General features: G+C 63.3%; 19 protein-coding genes. 14 read left to right on the plus strand and 5 right to left on the minus strand.

Annotated elements, in window-relative coordinates:
- The first annotated feature begins 26 nt into the window (after positions 1–26).
- Positions 27–2,078, plus strand: coding sequence for a TonB-dependent receptor family protein (locus PC358_RS09810; protein WP_033699195.1), 2,052 nt, complete (start codon positions 27–29; stop codon positions 2,076–2,078).
- 37 nt (positions 2,079–2,115) lie between these two features.
- Here PC358_RS09810 and PC358_RS09815 read toward each other — a convergent pair whose 3' ends face one another.
- Positions 2,116–2,673 carry an NADPH-dependent FMN reductase gene (locus PC358_RS09815; protein WP_033699197.1) on the minus strand — a complete coding sequence of 186 codons (558 nt, stop codon included), beginning with the start codon at positions 2,671–2,673 and terminating at the stop codon, positions 2,116–2,118.
- A gap of 156 nt (positions 2,674–2,829) precedes the next feature.
- On the opposite strand from PC358_RS09815, the gene PC358_RS09820 reads away from it, so the two are divergent.
- Positions 2,830–3,048 (plus strand): hypothetical protein, encoded by a 219-nt coding sequence (locus PC358_RS09820; protein ID WP_033699199.1) that lies wholly within the window; start codon positions 2,830–2,832, stop codon positions 3,046–3,048.
- On the opposite strand, the gene PC358_RS09825 is transcribed toward PC358_RS09820, so the two are convergent.
- The 4 genes from PC358_RS09825 to PC358_RS09840 form a co-directional block, all read right to left on the minus strand.
- On the minus strand, positions 3,032–5,281 hold the full coding sequence (locus tag PC358_RS09825; protein ID WP_033699201.1) for an Orn/Lys/Arg family decarboxylase: 2,250 nt from the start codon (positions 5,279–5,281) through the stop codon (positions 3,032–3,034). The two genes, PC358_RS09820 and PC358_RS09825, sit on opposite strands and share 17 nt — an antisense overlap.
- Before the next feature lie 185 nt (positions 5,282–5,466).
- Entirely contained in the window at positions 5,467–6,225 is a 759-nt protein-coding gene (gene dnaQ / locus PC358_RS09830) for a DNA polymerase III subunit epsilon (protein ID WP_033699203.1), read from the minus strand.
- Positions 6,226–6,275: 50 nt separating this feature from the next.
- On the minus strand, positions 6,276–6,722 hold the full coding sequence (rnhA, locus tag PC358_RS09835) for a ribonuclease HI (RefSeq protein WP_033699205.1): 447 nt from the start codon (positions 6,720–6,722) through the stop codon (positions 6,276–6,278).
- 13 nt (positions 6,723–6,735) lie between these two features.
- Positions 6,736–7,509 carry a class I SAM-dependent methyltransferase gene (locus tag PC358_RS09840; protein ID WP_033699207.1) on the minus strand — a complete coding sequence of 258 codons (774 nt, stop codon included), beginning with the start codon at positions 7,507–7,509 and terminating at the stop codon, positions 6,736–6,738.
- Positions 7,510–7,594: 85 nt separating this feature from the next.
- Here PC358_RS09840 and gloB point away from each other — a divergent pair, with 85 nt between their 5' ends.
- From gloB to PC358_RS09900, 12 genes are all read left to right on the plus strand, one after another.
- Positions 7,595–8,374 carry a hydroxyacylglutathione hydrolase gene (gloB, locus tag PC358_RS09845; protein WP_033699209.1) on the plus strand — a complete coding sequence of 260 codons (780 nt, stop codon included), beginning with the start codon at positions 7,595–7,597 and terminating at the stop codon, positions 8,372–8,374.
- Positions 8,375–8,474: 100 nt separating this feature from the next.
- Complete coding sequence (locus PC358_RS09850; protein ID WP_033699211.1) at positions 8,475–9,905, plus strand: lytic transglycosylase domain-containing protein; 1,431 nt, start codon at positions 8,475–8,477, stop codon at positions 9,903–9,905.
- 165 nt (positions 9,906–10,070) lie between these two features.
- Positions 10,071–11,900, plus strand: coding sequence for an extracellular solute-binding protein (locus tag PC358_RS09855; protein WP_033699214.1), 1,830 nt, complete (start codon positions 10,071–10,073; stop codon positions 11,898–11,900).
- Positions 11,897–13,732, plus strand: coding sequence for an extracellular solute-binding protein (locus PC358_RS09860; protein WP_033699215.1), 1,836 nt, complete (start codon positions 11,897–11,899; stop codon positions 13,730–13,732). Before PC358_RS09855 ends, PC358_RS09860 begins: the two co-directional genes overlap by 4 nt.
- 1 nt (position 13,733) lies before the next feature.
- The gene (locus PC358_RS09865) at positions 13,734–14,807 is read left to right on the plus strand and encodes a microcin C ABC transporter permease YejB (protein WP_033699217.1); all 1,074 of its coding nucleotides are present in this window, start codon (positions 13,734–13,736) and stop codon (positions 14,805–14,807) included.
- 1 nt (position 14,808) lies between these two features.
- On the plus strand, positions 14,809–15,828 hold the full coding sequence (locus PC358_RS09870; RefSeq protein WP_033699218.1) for an ABC transporter permease: 1,020 nt from the start codon (positions 14,809–14,811) through the stop codon (positions 15,826–15,828).
- Between the two features lies 1 nt (position 15,829).
- A complete protein-coding gene (locus PC358_RS09875; protein ID WP_033699220.1) occupies positions 15,830–17,440 on the plus strand; it encodes an ABC transporter ATP-binding protein in 1,611 nt (536 codons plus the stop codon).
- Between the two features lie 381 nt (positions 17,441–17,821).
- On the plus strand, positions 17,822–19,864 hold the full coding sequence (locus tag PC358_RS09880; RefSeq protein WP_033699222.1) for a TonB-dependent receptor plug domain-containing protein: 2,043 nt from the start codon (positions 17,822–17,824) through the stop codon (positions 19,862–19,864).
- The gene (locus PC358_RS09885; protein ID WP_081874731.1) at positions 19,851–21,152 is read left to right on the plus strand and encodes an ABC transporter substrate-binding protein; all 1,302 of its coding nucleotides are present in this window, start codon (positions 19,851–19,853) and stop codon (positions 21,150–21,152) included. The genes PC358_RS09880 and PC358_RS09885 overlap by 14 nt, the downstream gene beginning before the upstream one ends.
- Positions 21,149–22,483, plus strand: coding sequence for a di-heme oxidoreductase family protein (locus tag PC358_RS09890; protein WP_081874732.1), 1,335 nt, complete (start codon positions 21,149–21,151; stop codon positions 22,481–22,483). Before PC358_RS09885 ends, PC358_RS09890 begins: the two co-directional genes overlap by 4 nt.
- A gap of 116 nt (positions 22,484–22,599) precedes the next feature.
- Positions 22,600–23,115 carry a sigma-70 family RNA polymerase sigma factor gene (locus tag PC358_RS09895; protein WP_033699223.1) on the plus strand — a complete coding sequence of 172 codons (516 nt, stop codon included), beginning with the start codon at positions 22,600–22,602 and terminating at the stop codon, positions 23,113–23,115.
- Complete coding sequence (locus tag PC358_RS09900) at positions 23,112–24,077, plus strand: FecR domain-containing protein (protein WP_033699224.1); 966 nt, start codon at positions 23,112–23,114, stop codon at positions 24,075–24,077. Before PC358_RS09895 ends, PC358_RS09900 begins: the two co-directional genes overlap by 4 nt.
- Positions 24,078–24,171 lie beyond the last annotated feature (94 nt).

Genomic DNA, 24,171 nt, shown 5'->3' on the forward strand with positions numbered 1-24,171 from the left:
CGCTTATCGATCTGGAAGCCCTTGCCATGCGCCCTACCCTCCCCCTCTCCTTGCTGGCCCTGTTGGCCTCCAGCGCCACCCAGGCCACAGGCCGCGTCGAACTCGACCAAGTGTTGATCGAAGATCAGCAACAGACCGAACTGGAGGCTGCCGCCGAGCACCTGCGGGAAATCCCTGGCGCCAGCAATCTGGTGGACATGAACCGCGTGGGGCAAGGCCGGGTCGCCAGCAATCAGGATGTGCTGGCCTACCAGCCTGGGGTGTTCGCCCAGTCGGCGGGCAATGATGGCATCAAGCTGTCGATCCGTGGTTCGGGCATCAACCGCGCTCCGGGGGCGCACGGCTCCGGGGTCTACACGATGTTCGACGGCTTGCCGCTGACCGGCCCCGGCGGCACCCCTTATGAACTGTTCGAGCCGCTATGGCTGAGCCGCGCCGAGGTACTGCGCGGGGCCAATGGCTTCGATCAGGGCGCCCTGGCCCTGGGGGGTGCCATCAACTATGTCACCCACACCGGTTACGATGCCGCGCCACTGCAGGTGCGCTACGAGGTTGGTAGCCGCGGCTACCAACATCGGCACATCAGTTCTGGCCAGGTGCTGGGCAACCTCGATTACTACGTGGCGCTGACCGACTCGGAATACGACGGCTATCAGGCGCACAGCAGTGGCAGCGCCAAGGGTATCGCCGCCAATGTCGGCTACCGGTTCAACCCGAACCTTGAAACACGTTTTTACCTGCGTTATCGCGAAACCGAGAACGACCTGGCCGGGCGCCTGACCAAGGACCAGATCAAGCACGACCCGCGTGCCGCCAACGCGGCGTACCTGGCCCGCGACGACAGCCGGCCGCAACCGGGCAGCACCTGGGTGGCCAACAAGACCACTTTCTACCTTGACGACGATGCCCGGGTAGAAGCCGGGCTGGTCTATCACGACTTCCCGATGGACCTGCGCGAAGGCCCGATGCGCCTCAAGGTCGCCTACACCGATGTCAGCGGCACCCTGAACTACCTGCGCCGCGATACCCTGCTGGGCCACGAGAGCAAGACCACCGTGGGCTGGCGGACCACCAAACACCTGCCCAACAGCGGTGCCTCGCAATTTGCCCGCACCAGCGGTGACAACTTCGGCGCGCGTAGCCGCGACTTCAGCTACCAGGGCTCGGATACCGTGCTGCATGTCGGCAACGATCTGGAGCTGATCCCTGATTTGTGGCTGACCACGGGCCTGGCGATGATCTATACCCGACGTGAAAGTGACGTCAGCTACCCTGCCACCGGCGGCAAGGTCAGCCAGCACGACTGGGACTACGCGCCGCGCCTGGGCCTGCGCTATGACATCAACCCGCACCTGCAGGTCTATGGCAACCTGAGCCGGTCCGTCGAGCCACCGCACCCGTGGTCGCTGATCTGGAGCGCCACGGCGGCGACACAACCTGTCGAAATGCAGAACCAGACAGCCACCACGCTTGAACTGGGCGCACGCGGCGACTCTGCGCTGGGGCGCTGGGACCTGGCGTGGTATTACTCGCAAGTGCGCCACGAACTGCTGGCCGTGGAAATCGTGCAGGGCCTGCCGGCCAAAGAATACAATGCCAGCGCCACCGTACACCAAGGTGTCGAGGCGGGCCTGGACAGCACCTTGTGGGAGCAAGCCGGCAGGGGCAAGCTGAGCCTGCGCCAGGCCTACACCTTCAGTGACTTCCACTACCGTGACGATGACACCTTCGCTGACAACCGCTTGCCTGGCATCCCCATGCATTACTACCAGGCCGAGTTGCGCTACGACTGGCCGAGCGGGTTCTATGCCGGGGTCAATACGCAGATGGCCTCCAAGGTGCAGGTCGACTATGCCAACAGTTACCACGCCGATGCCTATGCCTTGCTGGGGGCACGCCTGGGTTGGGACTCACCGAAACAGGACTGGCAGACCTGGCTGGACCTGCGCAACCTGACCAACAAGCGCTATGCCGCGACAGTGACGCCGGGCTACAACGATGGCGGGCAGGACATCGCCCGGTCGACGCCGGGCGAAGGGTTTGCGGTCTATGCAGGGGTGTCCTACAGCTTCCGATAAACGGCCGGGGCCGCTGCGCGGCCCATTGCCGTCACCCTCAAACCGCCCTGTTCAACTTCACCCACGAGGCGAACTTGTCGATAAAGGCCTGCAGAAACGGCCGGGTCTTGTCGTTGAGCTTGCCCGAATCCTCGAACAGGTTGGCCGCGCCACCGAGGTACGCCTCAGGCATCTGCATGCAGGGCATGTCGAGAAACACCAGCGACTGGCGCACGGCATGGTTGGCGCCAAAACCGCCAATCGCCCCCGGCGACACACTCACCACCGCAGCCGGTTTGCCGCTCCAGGCGCTTTGACCATAGGGCCGCGAGCCGACGTCGATGGCATTTTTCAAGCAACCCGGCACCGAACGGTTGTACTCCGGCGTGACGAACAGCACCGCATCACTGCCGCGGATCTGCTCGCGAAAGCGCTGCCAGGGCTCAGGTGCGTTGGCCTCGACGTCCTCGTTATACAGGGGCAGGTCACCAATCTCGACGATCTTCAAGGCAAGGCTGGACGGCGCCAGCTCCGAAAGTGCGCGGGCTACCTTGCGGTTGTAGGAATCCTTGCGCAAGCTGCCGACGACGACCGCTACCGAATACACCTGGCTCATGGCGATTTCCAACCTTTGCTGGCTAAGAGACGTTGTAGTTATAGATGACCGTTTCTCGCCGCTTTGGTTTTTTTTCCACGAGGGGAAAACTTCCGGGTATCTTGTACGGTCTATGTTTGCAGATATTTCCTACGTAATTCAGAGGTTTTCACCCAAATGGCAGCAGTAATGGTCGGCCAATTCCACGCCCGTGACGCCGAAGGCCGCATCTACCCCGTCCACGAGTTCCAGGAGTCCACCCTCCAGGTCGACGGCAGCGCGCTGGGCGCACCGATCACCACCTACCGCCTGGCAATCGGCGACCGCGTCAACCACCTGGGCGAAAACCGTTTCGAGCTGGCACAGACCGGCGTCGAGATCATTCGCATTCCTTGATGCAGTCCACGGTGTAGCGACCGCTTTCGTTCTGCAGGCCATGCACGTCGGCAACGAAACCCGGGAAGCCATCGTTGAAAGCTCGGGCAAACGCCAGGTAGTCGAGTATCGAGCGGGTCGCTTCGGTGAACCGCTCTCCCGGCATGATCAATGGAATGCCGGGCGGATACGGCACCAGCATCACCGCTGCGACACGGCCAAGCAGGGCTTCGATCGGCACCGCCTCCACTTCGCCGCGTACCATCTGGTCATAGGCCCGTGCCGGGCTGACGGCAACCTCCGGCAAGCTTGTGAACAACCGTTTGAGCTGCTTGGCCGTGGCATTGGCGCGGTAGCACTCGTGAAGCTGGTCACACAGCTCGCGCAACCCCATGCCTTGATAACGTGAAGTGTCCGCTGCCACCACACTCGGCAGGCAGGCGCTCAACCGGGTATTGCCGTCATAGTGGCGTTTGAACTCCAGTAGCTCTGTCAGCAAGGTGCTCCACTTGCCCTTGGTGATGCCCATGGAGAACAGCACCAGGAAGCTGTACAGGCCGGTTTTTTCCACCACCAGGCCGCGCTCCCATAGAAACTTGCTGACCACCGCCGCCGGAATACCCTGCTCGCCCAACACACCCCCTGCGCTCAAGCCGGGCATGACCAAGGTCACCTTCAGCGGGTCGAGCAACACGTAGTTGCCCGCCACTTCACCAAAACCATGCCACTCAGCCCCCGGCTGAAGCTGCCAGTCCTGCGCGGCAAGGTGCTGTATGCCCTCTGCCGCTGGCGGTTGCCAGATGCTGAACCACCAGTCGGCAGCGGCAATATGCTTGCGCAGGTTGGCCAGCGCCCGGCGAAAGCTCAACGCCTCGTCGAACATTTCCTGCAACAGCGAGCGCCCGGCCGGCCCCTCCATCATGGTCGAGGCCACGTCCAGTGACGCTAGGATGCTGTACTGCGGCGACGTCGAGATGTGCATCATGAACGCTTCGTTGAAGCGGTCACGGTCCAGCTGGCGGCTGGCACCCTCCTGCACATGGATCATCGACGCCTGGCTGAAGGCCGCCAACAGCTTGTGCGTGGAGTGGGTGCTGAACACCAGCGGGCTGTCAGCAGCGCAGGCCGTGCCCATGGCATAGCGCCCTTCGAAGAACTCGTGAAACGCCGCGTAGGCGAACCAGGCCTCGTCAAAGTGCAGCACCTCGACACTGGCCCCCAGCGTCTGCTTGATCATCCCGGCGTGGTAGCACAGGCCGTCGTAGGTGGAATTGGTGACCACTGCCAGCTTGATCCGCTGCCCGCGATCACGCGCCAGGGGGTTGGCCTGGACCTTCGCCTGGATCGATGCAGGGCTGAACTCACTGAGGGGTATCGGGCCGATGATGCCCAGCTCGTTGCGCTCGGGGCACAGGTAAATGGGAATGGCCCCGGTCATGATGATCGCGTGGACCACCGATTTGTGGCAGTTGCGGTCCACCAGCACCAGGTCATCACGGCCGACCATGGCGTGCCAGACGATCTTGTTGGCAGTGGAGGTGCCGTTGATCACGAAAAACGTGTGGTCGGCGCCGAAGTTGCGTGCAGCCCTGGCCTCTGCCTGGGCCAAGGGGCCGGTGTGGTCGAGCAGCGAACCCAGCTCCGGCACTGAAACGGACAAGTCCGAACGCAGGGTGTTTTCGCCAAAAAACTGGTGAAAGGCCTGGCCCACCGGGCTCTTGTGGTAGGCCACACCGCCGCCGTGCCCCGGTGTGTGCCAGGAGTAGTTGGATTGCGCGGTGTGTTGCACCAAGGCTTTGAAAAACGGCGGCAGCAGGCCGTCAAGGTAGCTGTGGGCGGCGCGTGCCACCTGGCGCGCAAGAAACGGCACGGTGTCTTCGAACAGATAGAGAATGCCGCGCAACTGGTTCAGCTCGCTCATGACCTCGGCGGGGGCGTTCTCCAGGGTGACCTGTTCGCCCAACGCAAAAATCGGCAGGTCAGGTGCGCGCAAACGGGCCAGGCGAATCAGCTCGGCCATGTTCTGTAGCAGGTGAGTGTTCTCGCCCACGCCCTCGGCGGCGATCAGCATGCAGGCCAGGCCGTGGTGGGTGGCCGCGACCAGGCGCGCTTCGGCGTGGTCCGCTGCGGCCAGGATGGCAAAGCCGTCCTGGCGCAACTCCTCGGCGATACCCCGGATGCGGTCACCGGCAACACTGTCGGCCTTGATCGCACGGTGGACGATGAGGATGGGGAACTTGAGGTCCTTGTACATCAGGCAGCTACCTCTGCAGGACGGGGTGTCCTTTTCAGGGTAGTTGTAGGAGCGGCCTTGTGTCGCGAAAGGGTCGCGTAGCGGCCCCAGGTTCTGTGTCGCTGCAGAGATTGCCGGGGCCGCTACGCGCCCCTTTCCGACCGGTCCGGCGCCCCGGCAAGGCCGCTCCTACAAAGGGCGCATGGTCAAGGTGCAGGGGCTTCGCTCAACGCCTGCCACATCGCCGGCGCCCCCGCCGATTTGGCGATCGCCGCCAGCCGTTCGGCATGCGCTTCCAGCTCTTCGGCACTGGCCATGATCACCCGCCCAGGTGCACGGCCGGTAATACGGCGGATCTCGCTGCCGCCACCGCCCTGCCCGTCACTGTCGCCGTCAGCACCTTGCCCGGCCAGCGACAGGCTGGTCTGGCCGCCGGTCATTGCCAGGTAAACGTCGGCCAGCAGTTCCGAGTCGAGCAGTGCGCCGTGCAGCTCACGGCCCGAGTTGTCGATGTCGTAGCGTTTGCACAACGCGTCGAGGCTGTTGCGCTGCCCCGGGTGACGGGAACGCGCCAGCAACAGGGTATCGAGGATGGTGCAATGCTGCGCAAGGTCGGCGCGGTCGTGCTGGCCCAGCAGGGCGAACTCGTTGTTGATGAAGCCAACGTCGAACGCCGCGTTGTGGATGACCAGCGTGGCGCCCTGGATGAACTCGAAGAATTCATCCGCAACCTCGGCGAAGCGCGGCTTGCCGATCAGGAAGCTGTCGGTGATGCCGTGAACGCCGATGGCGCCCTCGTCACTCTCGCGATCCGGTTGCAGGTAGACGTGGAAATGCCGCCCGGTCAGGCGACGGCCCATGACCTCGACACAGCCGATCTCGATGATGCGATGGCCTTCGCTGACCGGCATGCCGGTGGTTTCGGTATCGAGAATGACCAGGCGTTTATCTTGCTGCTGCTCCACGCGGGGGCTCCAACTTGCATCAGTTACAAAGGACGCGATTGTACCCCAGCTCAACGCTGGGCGCGCACCTCATCGACCCCGCGGTTGGCCAGCTGGTCGGCCCGTTCGTTGCCCGGGTGGCCGATGTGGCCGCGCACCCACTTCCAGCTCACCTTGTGCCGGTTGACCTGTTCGTCGAGCAACTGCCAGAGGTCGGCGTTTTTCACCGGCTCCTTGGCTGCAGTCTTCCAGCCCCGTTTCTTCCAGTTGACCATCCATTCGTTGATGCCTTTCATCACGTACTGCGAGTCGGTGGTCAGCACTACCTCGCATTCACGCTTGAGCGACATCAGGCCCTGGATCGCGGCCATCAGCTCCATGCGGTTGTTGGTGGTCTCGCGTTCGCCGCCCCACAGTTCCTTCTCGACGCCCTTGTAGATCATCAGCACGCCCCAGCCGCCAGGGCCAGGGTTGCCCTTGCAGGCGCCATCGGTAAACATTTCGACGCTATCGCTCATGTACCACTCTTGTTCAGTGCTTTTCAGTATCAGGATTGGCCACCGTACGGTTGACCTTGGCCAGCGGCAGCGGCAGCAGTTTGCCCATGGGCTCGCGGCGTTCCAGGCGCAACGGCCGCAGGCCGACCACCATCTTGCGCGCCACCAGCAGGTACACGCCGCCGCCGGAAATTTGCCAGCCGCCCGCCACCCGCTCCCAGCCTGCCAGGCGTTGCTGCCAGGCCGGCGAGGCAAGCGGCGGACGATAGCACCCGAAGCGGCGTTTCTCCAGCGCGAAGCCGAGCAGGTTGAGCCAGTCGCCAACCCGCGAAGGCGAGATGCAGCGGGCCTTGCGCAGGGCGCCATGGCTGAACAGGTGGCGCATGCCCCAACTGCTCCAGGGGTTGATGCCGACAATCAGCAGGTGCCCACCCGGGCGAACGGCGCTGGCGGCCTCGCGCAACAAGCCATGGGGGGTGAGGCTGAAGTCCAGGCCATGCTGCAGCACCACCACGTCGGCAGCATGCTCGCTCAATGGCCAGGCCTGCTCTTCACAGACGATTTCCACGCCCGGCAAGGGTGCCCCGAGGCGCACGTTGCGCTGCACCTGGGGCGCGCTGGGCGGCGCTTCGGCACAGGGCCCATAGTGCACCAGGTAACCGCCAAAGAAGCGCCCCAGCTCTTCTTCCAGCAGTTTTTCCTCTTCTTTGAGCATCAACTGGCCGAGCGGGCCATTGAACCACTCACGGGCCAGGCTGATCAGCTCGACCCAATCGGGGTCGGCCTGGGCAAAGGCTTGGTCGGTCATTGCGTTCTCCCTCGAAGGTTCTCGTGCCACGCCATCGCGGCTAAGATGCCCTCATGTCCCACGCTTGGCGATACGGATCCGCACCATGATACAGATCGATGCTCTCCCCGCTTTCTCCGACAACTACATCTGGTTGTTACAGGATACTGCCAAACGCCGTTGCGCGGTGGTCGACCCCGGCGACGCCGGCCCAGTGGAACGTTGGCTGGCGGCCAACCCCGACTGGATATTGAGCGATATCCTCGTGACCCACCATCACAACGACCATGTCGGCGGTGTCGAACGGCTCAAGCAATTGACCGGCGCCAAGGTCTACGGCCCGGCCAACGAGCAGATTCCCGCCCGCGACGCCGCACTGGCAGACGGCGATGAAATCAGCGTGCTGGGCTTGGCGTTCCAGGTCATCGGCGTACCTGGCCATACACTGGGGCATATCGCCTTTTACTCAGCGCAACCAGCCACACCCTTGCTGTTCAGTGGCGACACGCTGTTCGCCGCCGGTTGCGGGCGCATGTTCGAAGGCACTGCCGAACAGATGCACCCTTCCCTGCAGCGCCTGGCCGCCCTGCCGGCGCACACTGAGGTGTATTGCGCCCACGAATACACGCTGAGCAACCTGCGCTTTGCCAAGGCAGTGGAGCCACAAAACCCGCACGTTCTGCAGCGCTTCGACGAGGTTACCCGGCTACGCGCCGACAATCGCATCACATTGCCATCAACGATTGGCCTGGAACGGCTTACCAACCCCTTTATTCGCACGACTGAAACATCCGTTAAACAAAAAGCAGACGAATGGAAGGGACATTCAAACACCACGCATGTCGCTGTTTTTGCTGCCTTGAGGTCTTGGAAGGACACCTTCTGATAACCTCAAGATATATCGCATGTGAGGGTCAAAGGTTGACCAGGCCGGTAGCGGTTTCTAGAATCGCCGAAATTTTTCGCCCGGATACCTGTCCCAGCCGATGTCTTCCCGTAGCCGCAGAACCTCTCATTCCGTCGCCCTGACGCGTCTGGCCCAAATCAGTGCGCTGGCCCTGGCCGCCACGTTGGTGGGCTGCCAGAGCACCCGTCAGCTCGACGAATCCGATAGCGTTCGCGCGCACAACTATCAGGCGCGGATCAAGCACAAGCCGGCCCCGCTACTGATCAAGCCGGCCGAGCAGGTGCCGCAGGACGTGTGGGAGCGCATGCGCCAGGGCTTCACCCTGCAGGACAGCATCGACGTCAACCCGCGCATCGAGCAGCAGCGCCTGTGGTTCGCCAGCAACCCGCGCTTCATCGAAAGCGCCGGCGAGCGCGGCAGCCTCTACCTGCACTACATCGTCGAGCGCCTCGAAGAACGCGATATGCCGCTGGAGCTGGCGCTGCTGCCAGCCATCGAAAGCGCCTACAACCCGATGGCCTACTCGCGCGCCCATGCGGCAGGCATGTGGCAGTTCATCCCGTCCACCGGCCGCCACTTCAACCTGCGCCAAACCAACTTCTATGACGGCCGTCGCGACGTGACCGCCTCGACCAACGCCGCGCTGGACTACCTGAGCCGCCTGCACGACATGTTCAACGGCGACTGGTTGCTGGCCCTGGCCGCCTACAATGCCGGTGAAGGCACGGTCAGCCGCGCCATCGAACGCAACGAAAAGCTCGGCCTGCCAACCGATTACTGGAACCTGCCCCTGCCGCAGGAAACCCGCGACTACGTGCCTAAACTGCTGGCCCTGTCGCAGGTGGTGTCCACTCCGGATGCCTATGGCGTCAACTTGAACCCGATTGCCAACGAACCCTACTTCGAGGCGGTCGCCATCAATGATCGCCTCGACCTTTCGCGCGTTGCGGCGTTCGCCGACATCGACGAAGACGAGCTGATCCAGCTCAACCCGGCCTTCAAGAAGCGCATGACTGTAGACGGCCCCCAGCAATTGCTGGTGCCCACCGCCAAGGCGCAACTGCTGTCCGCCAGCCTGTCCAACCTCAAGCCTGAGCAGTTGATCAGCCTGCAGCCGAACAAGGCCGTGTTCGCCCGCGCCGTGGCCGAAGCCAAGGCCCCAGTGGCAGCGCGCAGCTACCGGGTCAAGCGTGGCGACAACCTGGGCAGCATTGCCAAGGCGAACCGCGTATCGGTCAGGGACATCAAGCGCTGGAACCGTATGTCCGGCAACAGCCTCCGGGCCGGCCAGGTACTGGCTCTGCGCGGCGGCAATGCGCCGAGTGCCGCCGGTAACCGGGTGGCGGCGTCCTCGAAACGCTCGACCCAGTACAAAGTACGCAAGGGTGACTCGCTGTACCTGGTGGCCAAGCGTTTCAATGTCGAAATGAAACACCTCAAGCGCTGGAACCCGCGCAGCGGGCATGCGCTCAAGCCAGGGCAGACGCTGACCGTTTACCTCTCTCACTGATGTAATGCCAGGGGCCGCTTTGCGGCCCTTTCGCGACGCAAGGCCGCTCCTGCAGGTTTAGCTTTCCTCAAACGATCAACCGCCTTCAAAACCTCTCTTTTTCCAACCCCACCAAGCTGTTACTGTACTCGATCAAAGCCCAACGCCTCTGGATCGGATGCCGACTTGATACGTCCCCTCCTGCTGTCACTCAGCCTGGCCTTGAGCTTTCCCGCCGTCGCGATGGTGAGCGAAAGCCACGGATACGCGCAGTTCGGCATGCTCAAGTACCCAGCCACATTCACCCACTTCGACTGGGTCAACCCGCAAGCGCCCAAAGGCGGCACCTTGCGGGCCATGGCATTCGGTACCTTCGACACGCTCAACCCTTACACCTTCAAGGGTTCGAGCCCGATTACCACGCCGAACTTCCAGCAGTACGGCATCAGCGAACTGAACGAACCGCTGATGATCGGCACCGGGCAGTACGACCCCTCGGGCGACGAACCCACCTCCAGCTACGGCCTGATCGCGCGCTCGGTGGAGTACAGCGAAGACCGCAGCTGGGTGGTGTTCAACCTGCGCCCGCAGGCACGCTTCCATGACGGCCGCCCGATCACCGCGGCGGACGTGGCGTTCTCCTATCGCACACTGCTCAAGGATGGCCACCCCATCTACCGCACCAACCTGCAAGAAGTGCAGCGGGTGGACATCCTCGGCCCCCTGCGTATTCGCTTTGTCTTCAAGCGTGCCGGCAACCCGCTGCTGATCCTGCGCCTGGGTGAAATGCCGGTGTTGCCCAAGCACTACTGGCAAGGCCGCGACTTCAAGGCCACCACCTTCGAGCCGCCGCTGGGCAGTGGGCCCTATCGCATCACCCAGGTGTTGCCCGGGCGCCGCCTGGTGTTCGAGCGGGTAAAGAACTACTGGGGCAAGGACCTTGCGGTCAACCGCGGCAAGTACAACTTCAACCGGGTCGAGTACGAGTTCTACCGCGACGCCACCGTGGCGTTCGAGGCGTTCAAGGCCGGTGAGTTCGACATCTACATCGAGCACCAGGCAAAGAACTGGGCCAATGGCTACAACTTCCCGGCGGTACGCCGTGGCGATGTGATCAAGGCACAGATCCCGCACCGCATCCCAACCCAGACCCAAGGCCTGTTCATGAACAGCCGCAGGGTTGCCTTCAGCGACCCCCGAGTGCGCCAGGCGCTGGGGCTGATGCTCGACTTCGAGTGGACCAACCGCGCCCTGTTCAGCAGCGCCTACCGCCGCTCGACCAGCTATTACCCCAACAGCGAATTCGCCGCCACCGGCCTGCCCACCGGCAAGGAGTGGCTGTTGCTGGCACCGTTCCGTGACCAGTTGCCGGAAAAACTGTTCAGCGAACCCTACAAGGTCAGCCAGACCGACGGCCGCGGCATCAACCGCCAGACCCTGCGCGAGGCCCTGAGCCTGCTTGGCGAAGCCGGCTGGAAGCTGAACGGCCAGCGCCTGGTGGACAGCAAAGGCCAGCAACTGCGCCTGGAGTTGCTGCTGGTTAACCCCAACCTCGAACGCATCCTGCAACCTTATGTCGAAAATCTGTCCAGCATCGGTATCGACGCACGCTTGCGTACCGTGGACCGCGCCCAGTACAAACAACGCCTGGACCAGTTCGATTTCGACATGATTCTGATGACCCTGAACCAGACCTTGAGCCCCGGCCTCGAACAGTGGCTGTACTTTCACTCAAGCCAGGCCTCGACCAAAGGCAGCAAGAACTATGCTGGGGTCAAGGACCCGGTGGTCGACCACCTGCTCGACACCTTGCTCGCCGCGCGCACCCGCGATGACCAGGTGGCCGCCGCCCGCGCCCTGGACCGCGTGCTTTCATGGCAGTACTACATGATCCCCAACTGGTACCTCGACAATCACCGCCTGGCCTACCGCAACCGGTTCGCCTTTGTCACCACGCCGCCCTATACCCTGGGGCTGAACAGCTGGTGGATCAAGACTTCGGAGAAAGCCCAATGATGCCAACGCACCGCCTGCGCCGGCTGGCCGGCAGCCTGCTGCTGGCCTGCCTGAGCCTTCCGGCCCTGGCCGCGCCGCAACACGCGCTTACGCTCTACGACGAGGCGCCCAAGTACCCGGCCAACTTCCAGCACTTCGACTACGTCAACCCGGATGCCCCCAAGGGCGGCACCTTCCGCCAGTCCAGCTTCGGTGGCTTCGACAGCCTCAACCCGTTCATCAACAAGGGCGTGTCGGCCGAGAACATCAGCGTCATCTACGACACGTTGATGCGCCAGAGCCTGGACGAGCCGTTCACCGAATACGGCCTGGTCGCCGGCAAGATCGAAAAGGCCCCGGACAACAGCTGGGTACGCTTCTACCTGCGCCCCGAAGCGCGCTTCCATGACGGCCACCCGATGCGCGCTGAGGATGTGGTGTTCACCTTCAACGCCCTGATCAAGGACGGCGCACCGCTGTACCGCCAATACTACGGCGACGTCGCCGAAGTGGTCGCCGAAGACCCGCTACGGGTGCTGTTCAAGTTCAAGCACCAGAACAACCGCGAACTGCCGCTGATTCTGGGCCAACTGCCGGTACTGCCCAAGCACTGGTACGAAAGCCGCGAGTTCAACCGCGGCAACCTGGAAATCCCCCTGGGCAGCGGCCCGTACAAGGTCGCCGAGGTCAAGGCCGGGCGCACCATCCGCTACGAGCGGGTCAAGGACTACTGGGCCAAGGACCTGCCGATCAACCGCGGCCAGTTCAACTTCGATGCCATGACCTTCGACTCCTACCGCGACACGGCCGTCGCACTGGAGGCATTGAAGGCCGGGGCGTTCGACTATGCGCTGGAGGTCAGCGCAAAAAACTGGGCCACCGCCTACAACGTCCCGGCGGTCCGCGATGGCCGCCTGATCAAGGAAGAGCTGCCCAACGGCAACCCCACCGGCATGCAGGGCTTCATTTTCAACCTGCGCAAACCGGTGTTCCAGGACATCCGCGTGCGCCAGGCGCTAAGCCTGCTGCTGGACTTCGAGTGGACCAACAAGCAGCTGTTCAACGGTGCCTACACCCGCACCGGCAGCTACTTCGAAAACTCCGACATGGCCGCCCGGGGCGTGCCCACGCCTGACGAGCTGAAAATTCTCGAACCGCTGCGCGGCAAAGTGCCCGAGCAAGTCTTCAGCGAGGCTTTCCACAACCCGGTCACCGACGCCAGCGGCATGATCCGCGAACAGCAGCGCCAGGCCTACAAGCTGCTTCAGGACGCCGGCTGGAAGATCGTCGAGGAAAAGATGGTCGACAAGGACGGCAAGCCGGTGTCCATCGAGTTTCTGCTGGCCCAGACCGAGTTCGAGCGCATCCTGCTGCCGTTCAAGCGTAACCTCGCCGACCTGGGCATTGACCTGAACATCCGCCGGGTCGACGTTTCGCAGTACATCACCCGCCTGCGCTCTCGCGACTTCGACATGATCGTCGGGGGTTACCCGCAGTCCAATTCGCCGGGCAACGAACAGCGCGAGTTCTGGTCCAGTGCCGCTGCCGACAACCCTGGCAGCCGCAACTTCATCGGCCTGCGCGACCCGGCCATCGACCAGTTGGTAGAGCAGTTGATCAATGCCGAATCACGCCAGAGCCTGATCAACCATGCGCGCGCACTCGACCGGGTACTGCTGTGGGGCTACTACGTGATCCCCAACTGGCACATCAAGACCTGGCGCGTGGCCTACTGGAACCACATCGGCCACCCCAAGGTGTCGCCCAAGTACGACATCGGCATCGACACCTGGTGGATCAAGCCCGGCGTGACCCCGGCTGTCAGCGACGCCACCCCGGCCGAGGCCAACTGAGATGCTGGCCTATATCCTGCGCCGCCTGCTGCTGATCATCCCGACCCTGTTCGGCATCCTGGTCATCAACTTCATCATCGTCCAGGCCGCGCCTGGCGGCCCGGTCGAGCAGATGATCGCCAAGCTCGAAGGCTTCGAAGGCGCCACCAGCCGCATCGCCGGTGGCGGTGCCGAGGTCTCCGTGGCCGGCTCCAGCTACCGCGGCGCCCAGGGCCTGGACCCGGCATTGGTCGCCGAGATCGAGCGCATGTACGGCTTCGACAAATCGCCGCCTGAACGCCTGTGGATCATGGTCAAGAACTACGCCCAGCTGGACTTCGGCGACAGCTTCTTCCGCGATGCCAAGGTCATCGACCTGATCATCGAGAAGATGCCGGTGTCGATCTCACTGGGGTTGTGGAGCACGCTGATCATGTACCTGGTGTCTATCCCGCTAGGCATCGCCAAGGCCGTGCGCCACGGCAGCCACTTCGATGTCTGGACCAGCTCGGCGATCATCGTCGGCTATGCCATCCCGGCGTTCCTGTTCGCCATCCTGCTGATCGTGCTGTTCGCCGGCGGCAGTTACTTCGACTGGTTCCCGCTGCGCGGGCTGACCTCGAACAACTTCGACGAGCTGTCCACCACCGGCAAGGTGCTGGACTACTTCTGGCACCTGGTATTGCCCATCACCGCGCTGGTCATCGGCAACTTCGCCACCATGACCCTGCTGACCAAAAACAGCTTCCTCGACGAGATCAACAAGCAGTACGTGGTCACCGCCAAGGCCAAGGGCCTGAGCCGCTCACGGGTGCTGTACGGGCATGTGTTCCGTAACGCCATGCTGCTGGTGATCGCCGGCTTCCCTTCGGCCTTCATCGGCATCTTCTTCACAGGCTCGCTGCTGATCGAGGTGATCTTCTCGCTCGACGGCCTGGGCCTGATGAGCTTCGAGGCGGCGATCAACCGCGACTACCCGGTGGTCTTCGGCACCCTGTTCATCTTCACCCTGCTCGGGCTGGTGGTGAAACTGATCGGCGACCTGACCTACACCCTGGTCGATCCACGTATCGACTTCGCCAGCCGGGAGCACTGACATGGCCTTGTCCCCTCTCAACCGACGGCGCTTCGAGCGCTTCAAGGCCAACCGCCGAGGTTGGTGGTCGTTGTGGCTGTTCCTCATCCTGTTCGGCCTGAGCCTGGGTGCCGAGCTGATCGCCAACGACAAACCGATTGCCGTGCGCTACGACGGCGAGTGGTACTTCCCCGCCTTCAAGCGCTACCCAGAGACGACCTTCGGCGGCGAGTTCCCGCTGGAAGCCAACTACAAAAGCCCGTACATCCGCGAGCTGCTGGCCAACAAGGACAGCTTCGTGCTGTGGGCGCCGATCCCGTTCAGCTACCAGAGCATCAACTACGACCTCAAGGTGCCGGCGCCGGCCCCACCTTCGGCGGACAACTGGCTGGGCACCGACGACCAGGGCCGCGACGTGATGGCGCGAGTGATCTACGGCTTCCGCGTTTCAGTGCTGTTCGCCCTGACGCTGACCATCCTCAGCTCCATCATCGGCGTCATCGCCGGCGCCCTGCAGGGGTTCTACGGGGGCTGGGTGGACCTTGCCGGCCAGCGCTTCCTGGAAATCTGGTCGGGGTTGCCGGTGCTGTACCTGCTGATCATCCTCGCCAGTTTCGTGCAGCCCAACTTCTGGTGGCTGCTGGGGATCATGCTGCTGTTCTCGTGGATGAGCCTGGTGGACGTGGTGCGCGCCGAGTTCCTGCGTGGCCGCAACCTCGAATACGTGCGCGCCGCCCGCGCCTTGGGCATGCGCAACGGCGCGATCATGTACCGGCACATCCTGCCCAACGCGATGATCTCGACCATGACCTTCATGCCGTTCATCCTCACGGGCGCCATCGGCACGCTGACCGCCCTGGACTTCCTCGGCTTCGGCCTGCCCGCCGGCTCGCCGTCGCTGGGCGAGCTGGTCGCCCAGGGCAAATCCAACCTGCAGGCGCCGTGGCTTGGCATCAGTGCTTTCGCCGTGCTGGCGGTGATGCTGAGCTTGCTGGTGTTCATCGGTGAATCCGCCCGCGATGCCTTCGACCCAAGGAAATGACATGAGCGAACACAACCTGATCGAAGTGCGTGATCTTGCGGTGGAGTTCGTCACCGGCGAGCAGGTCAACCGCGTGGTCGACGGCATCAGCTTCGACATCCGCAAGGGCGAGACCCTGGCCCTGGTCGGCGAGAGCGGCTCGGGCAAGTCGGTGACCGCCCACTCGATCCTGCGCCTGCTGCCCTACCCCCTCGCCCGCCACCCCAGCGGCAGCATCCACTACGAGGGCAAGGACCTGCTGCAGCAGAGCGAGAAGGCCCTGCGGCATATTCGTGGCAACCGCATTGCGATGATCTTCCAGGAGCCGATGACCTCGCTGAACCCCTTGCACTGCATCGAGAAGCAGATCAACGAGATCCTCTTGCTGCACAAGGGCCTGACCGGCAAGCAAGCCACCGCACGGACCCTGGAACTGCTCGAGCTGGTGGGTATTCCCGACCCCCACAAACGCCTCAAGGCACTGCCCCATGAACTGTCGGGCGGCCAGCGCCAGCGGGTGATGATCGCCATGGCGCTGGCCAACGAGCCGGAGTTGCTGATTGCCGATGAACCGACCACGGCGCTGGATGTGACCGTGCAGTTGAAGATTCTCGACCTGCTCAAGGAACTGCAGGCGCGGCTGGGGATGGCGCTGCTGTTGATCAGCCATGACCTCAACCTGGTGCGGCGGATCGCCCACCGCGTGTGCGTGATGCAACGTGGGCAGATTGTCGAGCAGGCCGATTGCGCGACGCTGTTCAGTGCGCCGCAGCATCACTACACGCAGATGCTGATCAATGCCGAACCAAGCGGCCAGCCTGCCCACAACCCGGTCGGTGCGCCGTTGCTTGAAGTGGATGACCTCAAGGTCTGGTTCCCGATCAAGAAAGGCTTCTTGCGGCGCACGGTCGACCATGTGAAGGCGGTGGACGGCATCAACTTCAGCTTGCCCCAGGGGCAGACGCTGGGGATTGTCGGTGAGAGTGGCTCGGGCAAATCGACGCTCGGGCTGGCCATCTTGCGCTTGATTTCAAGCCAGGGCGGCATTCGCTTTCATGGCCAGCACCTCGAAGGGTTGAACCAGAAGGAAGTGCGCCCGCTGCGGCGGCAGATGCAGGTGGTGTTCCAGGACCCGTTCGGCAGCCTGAGCCCACGCATGTGCGTGGCGGACATCGTGGGCGAAGGGCTACGGATTCACCGCATCGGTACGGCTGAAGAGCAAGAGGCGGCGATCATTGCGGCGCTGGAGGAAGTGGGGCTGGACCCGCGCACCCGGCACCGCTACCCGCACGAGTTCTCCGGCGGCCAGCGCCAGCGCATTGCGATTGCACGGGCGCTGGTGTTGAAGCCGGCGTTGATTCTGCTGGATGAGCCGACGTCGGCGCTGGACCGGACGGTGCAGCGGCAGGTGGTGGAGTTGCTGCGCAGCCTGCAGCAGAAGTACAACCTGACCTACCTGTTCATCAGCCACGACCTGGCAGTGGTCAAGGCGTTGAGCCATCAGCTGATGGTGATCAAGCAGGGGCAGGTGGTGGAGCAAGGGGATGCGCAGGCCATCTTCCATGCGCCGCAGCATGCGTATACGCGGCAGTTGCTGGAAGCGGCATTTTTGGAAGTTGATACATCAGGCTGAGGTTTCGAGGCGGCGCAGCTCAAGCCATAGGTGCCGCCAGAGACACTTGAGAATCAGACTTTACCGCTTCCTTGTAGGGCATTTCCAAAACATACCCCTGCCGCCTTTTTGACCTCAAGCAGCAAAATCCCCCAGAACACTCACGCCTGAGGCGGCCCCGCCAACCAATCGCTATACATTTTGGTATATAGCGTTGTAACGACCGGTAAACAACGCTAGGATTCGTCGCGGTTGGCCTTCTGCCATCCCATCATTATTTTCGAGCGCTGGCTGATCACGTCCTGGGGAGGCCGTGATCCGCCAAGACTCGCCTATCGCTATATACAACAATATATAACGTCGCCAGGTACCGCCAACGCCATGGCCGACAAAGGAGCAGTAATGAAGCCGCTATCACCGCGTACCTTGATGGTTGCCGTCGCAGCCCTCGGTGCACAGCCTGTCCTCGCCGAAGAGAAAAACACCTTCACCCTCGGCGAAATCCAGATTTCCGCACCACGGGACGAAACGCTGTCCACGGGTGGTAGCGTCGTCGACTTGAAAGACATTCGGCTGCACGATCGCGAAACCGTCGGCAGCGCACTGACCCTGGCCCCTGGGGTCAACCTCGGGTACATCGGCGGTCGCGCCGAGCAGGTGGTTTTCGTGCGTGGCTTCGATCGCCTGCAGGTGCCGGTGTTCATCGACGGCATCCCCACCTACGTGCCTTATGACGGCAACATCGACCTCGGCCGCTTCACCACCTACGACCTGTCGCGCATCCAGGTGGACAAGGGCTTCGCCTCGCTGCTGTACGGGCCCAACACCCTGGGCGGGGCGATCAACCTGATCACCCGTCGCCCGACGGATGCGTTCGAAGGCGAAGTGGGTGGCGGGCTGGAACTCACCGACCACGGCAACGTGAACGCCTACCGCAGTTACGCCAACGTAGGTTCCAACCAGGGCCTGTGGTGGGTTCAGGGTGGGGTGTCGTATGTCGATTACGACTACACCCTGCTGCCCGATGACTTCAAACCGACCAATAGCCAGCAAGGCCCGGGGCGCCGCGAGAACAGTAAACACCGCGACAGCAAATTCAGCTTCAAAATTGGCTTCACACCCAACGAAACCGATGAGTACGTGCTCGGCTACGTTCAGCAGGAAGGGCGCAAGGGCCAGCCAACCTACGCCGGCGACCTGCCAACGACCGGCCAACGTGCGCGTTGGTGGGAGTGGCCGCGCTCAGACAACACCAGTGTGTTCATCGCCACCAAGACCGGCTTCGGCGAGCACGCCCTGAAAACCCGCGTTTACCACGACACCTTCAAGAACTCGCTGGAGAGTTACACCTATCGCAACGGCGTGGTCGGAGCGTTGCAGCCGGGTTTTCCCAGCAAATACGATGACGAGAGCAGCGGCTTTTCGGTAGAGGGTGACCTGGCCTTGAGCGAGGCCAACCGCCTGGGCATTGCCTACCACTTCAAGGACGATGTGCACCGTTCCCGCGATGGCGCCAACCCCCAGACCTATTTCCGTGACCAGACCCAGTCGATTGCCCTGGAAGACACCCTGCGCCTGAACGAAATATTCAGCGTGGTCGGCGGCATCTCCTATAACTACCGCAAAAGCCTGGACGCACAGAATTACGGCACCAACGCCAGCTCGCCGTCGCGGCCCATGCTCTACGACGAACCCACCGGCAGCAACGACGCCGTCAACGCGCAGCTGGGCCTGTTCGCCAATACCAACCCGCTGCTGGGCACCGACGACAACGGCCAACTGCGCCTGACGGTTGCACGCAAAAGCCGCTTCGCGACCATCAAGGATCGCTACTCGACCCGCTTTGGCACCGTCATCCCCAGCCCGGACCTGAAGTCCGAGCGAGCGACCCACTACGAGCTCGGCTACAGCGGCCAGGTGGCCCCACAATGGAAGCTCGATGCGGCGCTGTTCGTTGCCAACATCGAAGATTCCATCCAGAACGTTACGGTGCCCGCACAGGCGAACTGCGCCGCGCCCTGTGGCCAGTACCAGAACATCGCCAAAGCGCGAAACCAGGGCGTCGAACTTGGCATCAACGGCGACCTGGGGGATTGGGAATTGGCGGCCAACTACACCTGGCTTGACCGGAAGAACCTCAGCAACCGCGATTTGCACCCCACCGACACCCCACGCCACAGTTTCTTCGGCTCGGCCTCCTGGCATCTGGCCGCCTGGCAACACACCGCCAGCGTGGAGGCCGCATCGCGTCGCTACAACACCTCGGACGGCAATCAAACGGCACCAGGCTACGCCGTGTACAACCTCAAGAGCGGGTACCGGTTCAGCAACGACGTGTTGATCGAGGGCGGCGTGCGCAACCTGTTCGACCGGTTGTATGAGTACAGCGAGGGTTACCCTGAAATGGGCCGCCAATACTTCGTGCAATTCAATGCGCCGCTGTAACCGCTGGCTGGCAGGCCTGCTGCTGACCTTCAGCACGCTGCTGAGCGCTGCCCCGCAAACCGTGGTGGTCATGACCAGCTACCCCGAGGAAGTGATGACGCGCATCGAGGATGGGTTTGCCCAAGCCCACCCGCAGTACCGTCTGCAGATCCTTTGGCGGCAGGGCTTCGATGCCCTGCCCTATCTATTGCAAGCCAGGCAGGGCGGTGTCGATGTCTATTGGGCCCCCTCACCCGGCAACTTCGCCCGGTTGGCGAAAGCGGGCAGCTGGCAACCCTTGGGGGTCAACCCGAAGGGCTTGCCCGCACAGATCGGTGGTTTGGCACTGCGTGACCCTCAGCACCTGTACCAGGCTACCGAATTGGCGGGGTATGGCTTCGCCATCAACGCCACGGCGCTGGGCCAATTGGGGGTGCCGTCACCGCGGGACTGGCCCGACTTGCTCGACCCCCGCTTGCGCGGACGCATTGCGCTTCCAGACCCTGGCCGGGTCGGCTTTGCGCCGGTACTGCTGGATATCGTGTTGCGTGCCTATGGCTGGGAGCGCGGCTGGGCCATCTGGAGCGAGCTGGCCGGCCAGGCGCGCCTGGTGACGCGCGGCGGCACCCTGGTCAGTGATGAAGTGACCAGTGGGCGCGCAGCGGTAGGCTTGTCGATTGATTTCTTCGTCGCCTCGGCCAAGGCCAATGGCGAGCCGGTGGACTTCGTCTACCCGGCGCATGGCGGCCTCAACCCGGCGTTCATCGCCATTACCGCCCACAGCCAGGCGTTGGCCGGTGCCAGGGCGTTTGCGCAGTTCGTGCTGTCCGAAACAGGCCAGGGGCTGTTGGCCGATGCGGACATCCGCAAACTGCCCGTGCGCCCCAGTGTCTACCAGCATTTGCCGGCGAACTACCATGACCCGTTCGTTGCCGCGGGCCTCGGCGCCTATGACTATGGCAACGGCAGCTCACGTGAGCGCCTGGCACTGGTCAGCTCGCTGTTTACCCAATGGCTGGGCATGCCCCACGAAGCATTGAGCGCGCTCTGGGCTCGACTGCACGCGGCCGAAGCGGCTGGGCTGGACGTCAGCGCCATACGCCAACACCTGACCGCGCCGCCACTGGATGCCGAGCAGGCCGAGGCGAAGCCGCTACTGGCATTATTCGCGGCACGCCAGGACAACGGCATGACGCAAGCGCCGGCAAGCGACCAGGACGAACTCGGCCGCCGGGAAATAACCTGGCAGTTCAATGCCGCGCGTCACCGGGCAGAGGCGTCCCGTCTGCTTGATGGTCTGGGCCAGTGACCGCCCTGCGCGCTGCCGGGTTATCGATCGGTTTGCTGACGAGCCTGCTCGCCAGCGCCGATACCACGCACACGGCGACCCACCGTGAAGCCTTTGCTCAGCCATTCGCCGGGCTGGACGAAGGCCAGCTGGAACGCTTCTTCCGCGGGCGCAGCCTGTTCCGTCAGGCCTGGGTGGTTGCACCGTCCCGAGACGAAGCAGTGGATGGCCTTGGGCCGCTGTACAACCGGGTTTCGTGCATCGCCTGCCACCCCAAGAATGGGCGCGGACAGGCGCCGGCGCAGGGCCAGCCGATGCGCAGCATGCTGCTGCGCTTGTCGCTGCCCGGGCACGATGCCCAGGGTGGGCCAAAGCCGCACCCGGTCTATGGTGACCAGCTCAACGAACTGGGTGTGCCAGGCGTGCCGGGTGAAGGGCGCGCCCATGTCTACTGGCAAGAACATGCGGTGCAACTGGGCGACGGCGAAACCGTGATGCTGCGCAAGCCCAAGGTCGAGCTGCGCGAGCTGGCCTATGGGCCGATGGATGCGGTGTTGACCTCGGCAAGGGTGGGCCCGCCGGTATTCGGCCTGGGTTTGCTGGAGGCCATTGACGAGAGCACCCTGCGTGCCATGGCCTCTGAGGCCAAACCCGACGGCGTGACGGGGCACGTCAACGCGGTGTGGAGCGTCGAGCGACAACGCGCCGAGGCCGGCCGGTTTGGCCTCAAGGCCAACCAGCCAGACCTGCGCCAACAGATCGCCCACGCCATGCTTGGCGACCTTGGCATCACCTCGACGCTGGCCCCGGAGCAAAACTGCACGCCCGCTCAACAGACTTGCGCCCACGCGGCGCAGGGCGGCGACCCCGAGCTGAACGCGCTGCAGCTCGGCGACCTGCACTTCTACCTCGCTCACTTGGCGGCACCTGCCCGTCGACAACAGACCGAGCCAGCAGTCATGCAGGGCGAAAAGCTGTTTTCTGCCATCGGCTGCACCGCCTGCCATCGCCCCGCGCTGGTCACCGGCAAGCACCCGCTCTATCCGGCGCTGACACAGCAACACATTGCGCCGTACACCGACCTGTTGCTGCATGACATGGGGCCAGGCCTGGCCGATGGCCGTGAGGATTATCTCGCCAACGGCCGGCAATGGCGCACTGCTGCGCTGTGGGGGCTTGGCCTCAGCGAACGGATCACGCCCAGCAGCGGTTACTTGCACGATGGCCGAGCGCGCACCTTGGAGGAGGCCATTGTCTGGCATGGCGGCGAGGCGGAAACAGCCCGGCAACGCTACGTAGCGCTCGGTGCCCAGGCGCGCCAGGCGATTCGTGCGTTTCTTCAATCGCTGTAGGGCAGCGACCCGTTCGTGGAGGCAAAGACACATTCGTCAGCAGCGCGGCGCTTGCAAAGCAACCACAGCCGGCACGACAATAAGATTCATTACCACTCGCGAACTATTCCATCACCATGTCCGCCAACGATCTATCCCTGCGTAGCGCCGTCAACGACCTGTACTGCGAGCACCACGGCTGGCTCAATGGTTGGCTGCGCAAGCGCCTGGGCAATGCGTTCGATGCCGCCGACCTGACGCAAGACACCTTCGTGCGGGTGATCAAGGCACGCAGCGCGCTGGACATTCGCGAGCCGCGCCCCTACCTGTCGAGAATCGCCAAAGGCCTGTTGATCGATCTGATCCGCCGGCGTTCACTGGAACAAGCCTACCTGGAGGCCTTGGCTACCCTGCCCGAAGCGCTGCAGCCTTCGCTGGAGGAACAGGCGATTTTGTTGCAGGCACTGGTGGAAATCGACCGTCTGCTGCAAGGGCTTGGCACCAAGGTCAAGCAAGTGTTCATGCTGTCGCAGTTCGATGGCCTGACCTACCCGCAGATTGCCGAGCAACTGAACATCAGCGTACGCAGCGTCAACAATTACATGGCCAAGGCCATGGAGCATTGCTGCTTGATGCAGTTGCAACAGGCATGAGCCTTTCGCCTGCCGAGTTGCAAGCCATCAGCGTCGCCGCCCGCTGGTACGCAAGGCTTCATTCGGGCATCGCAACCGATGCCGACCGCCGCGCCTGGAACGACTGGCTGGTTGCCGACCCGGTTCACCGCCAAGCCTGGCAACGCATGGCCGCCGTGGGCGAGCAGATGACAAGCGTGCCCGGCGCCCTGGCGGCACCTGCCCTGCGCGGTGCCGAGCGCTCTCGGCGCCAGTTGCTGCGCAGTGTGGTCGTGGTGGTGCCGGCGACGTCGCTGGGCTGGCTGGGTTGGCGCAGCGACACTGCCCAGCAACATTTTGCCGACTACCGTACCGCCGTCGGTGAACGCCGCGCATTTCGCCTGGCCGATGGCAGCTCGCTGCTGCTCAACACCGACACATCGGTGAACCTCAAGTACGACGGCCAGCAACGGGTGCTGGAACTGCTGCGCGGTGAGATTCTGGTCACCACTGCTGTCGACCCCGCGCAACGGCCGTTCACGGTGCACACCCGGCATGGCCAGGTACGCGCGCTGGGCACGCGCTTTATCGTGCGCGCCCAAGCGCTGGGCGGTGAAGTGGCGGTCCTCGAAAAAGCGGTGGAAGTCAGGGCGACCAGCGGTGCTCTGGCCGTGCGTGTGGAGGCTGGGCAATCCATTGCCTTTTCTGACCGCTCGGTGGGGGCACTACGGCGCAACGACGCGTCTGTGGGGGCTTGGCAGCAAGGCAGCATCATTGCCCTCGATCGCCCCTTGGCCGAACTGCTTGCCGACCTGTCGCGCTATCGCAGCGGGGTGCTGCGCTGCGATCCGCGCATTGCGCAATTGAAGGTATCGGGCGCATTCCCGATCGATGACACCGACCGGGCGCTGGCGGCGCTGGAAAGTGGCTTTGCGCTGCGCGTCACGCGCTTCAGCCGTTTTTGGGTCAACGTGTCACCGCCTGACAGCCCACTGGCGCTGTGAGTTGAAAAAACTTCCGGCGCTTTTGCACTTTTTGTTCGCATCGTTCGGCTCATCCCCCAATGGGATTCATTGATCGTTTTCTGGGGGAGGATTG

The sequence above is a fragment of the Pseudomonas capeferrum genome, from assembly GCF_000731675.1.
Taxonomy (GTDB): Bacteria; Pseudomonadota; Gammaproteobacteria; order Pseudomonadales; family Pseudomonadaceae; genus Aquipseudomonas; species Aquipseudomonas capeferrum.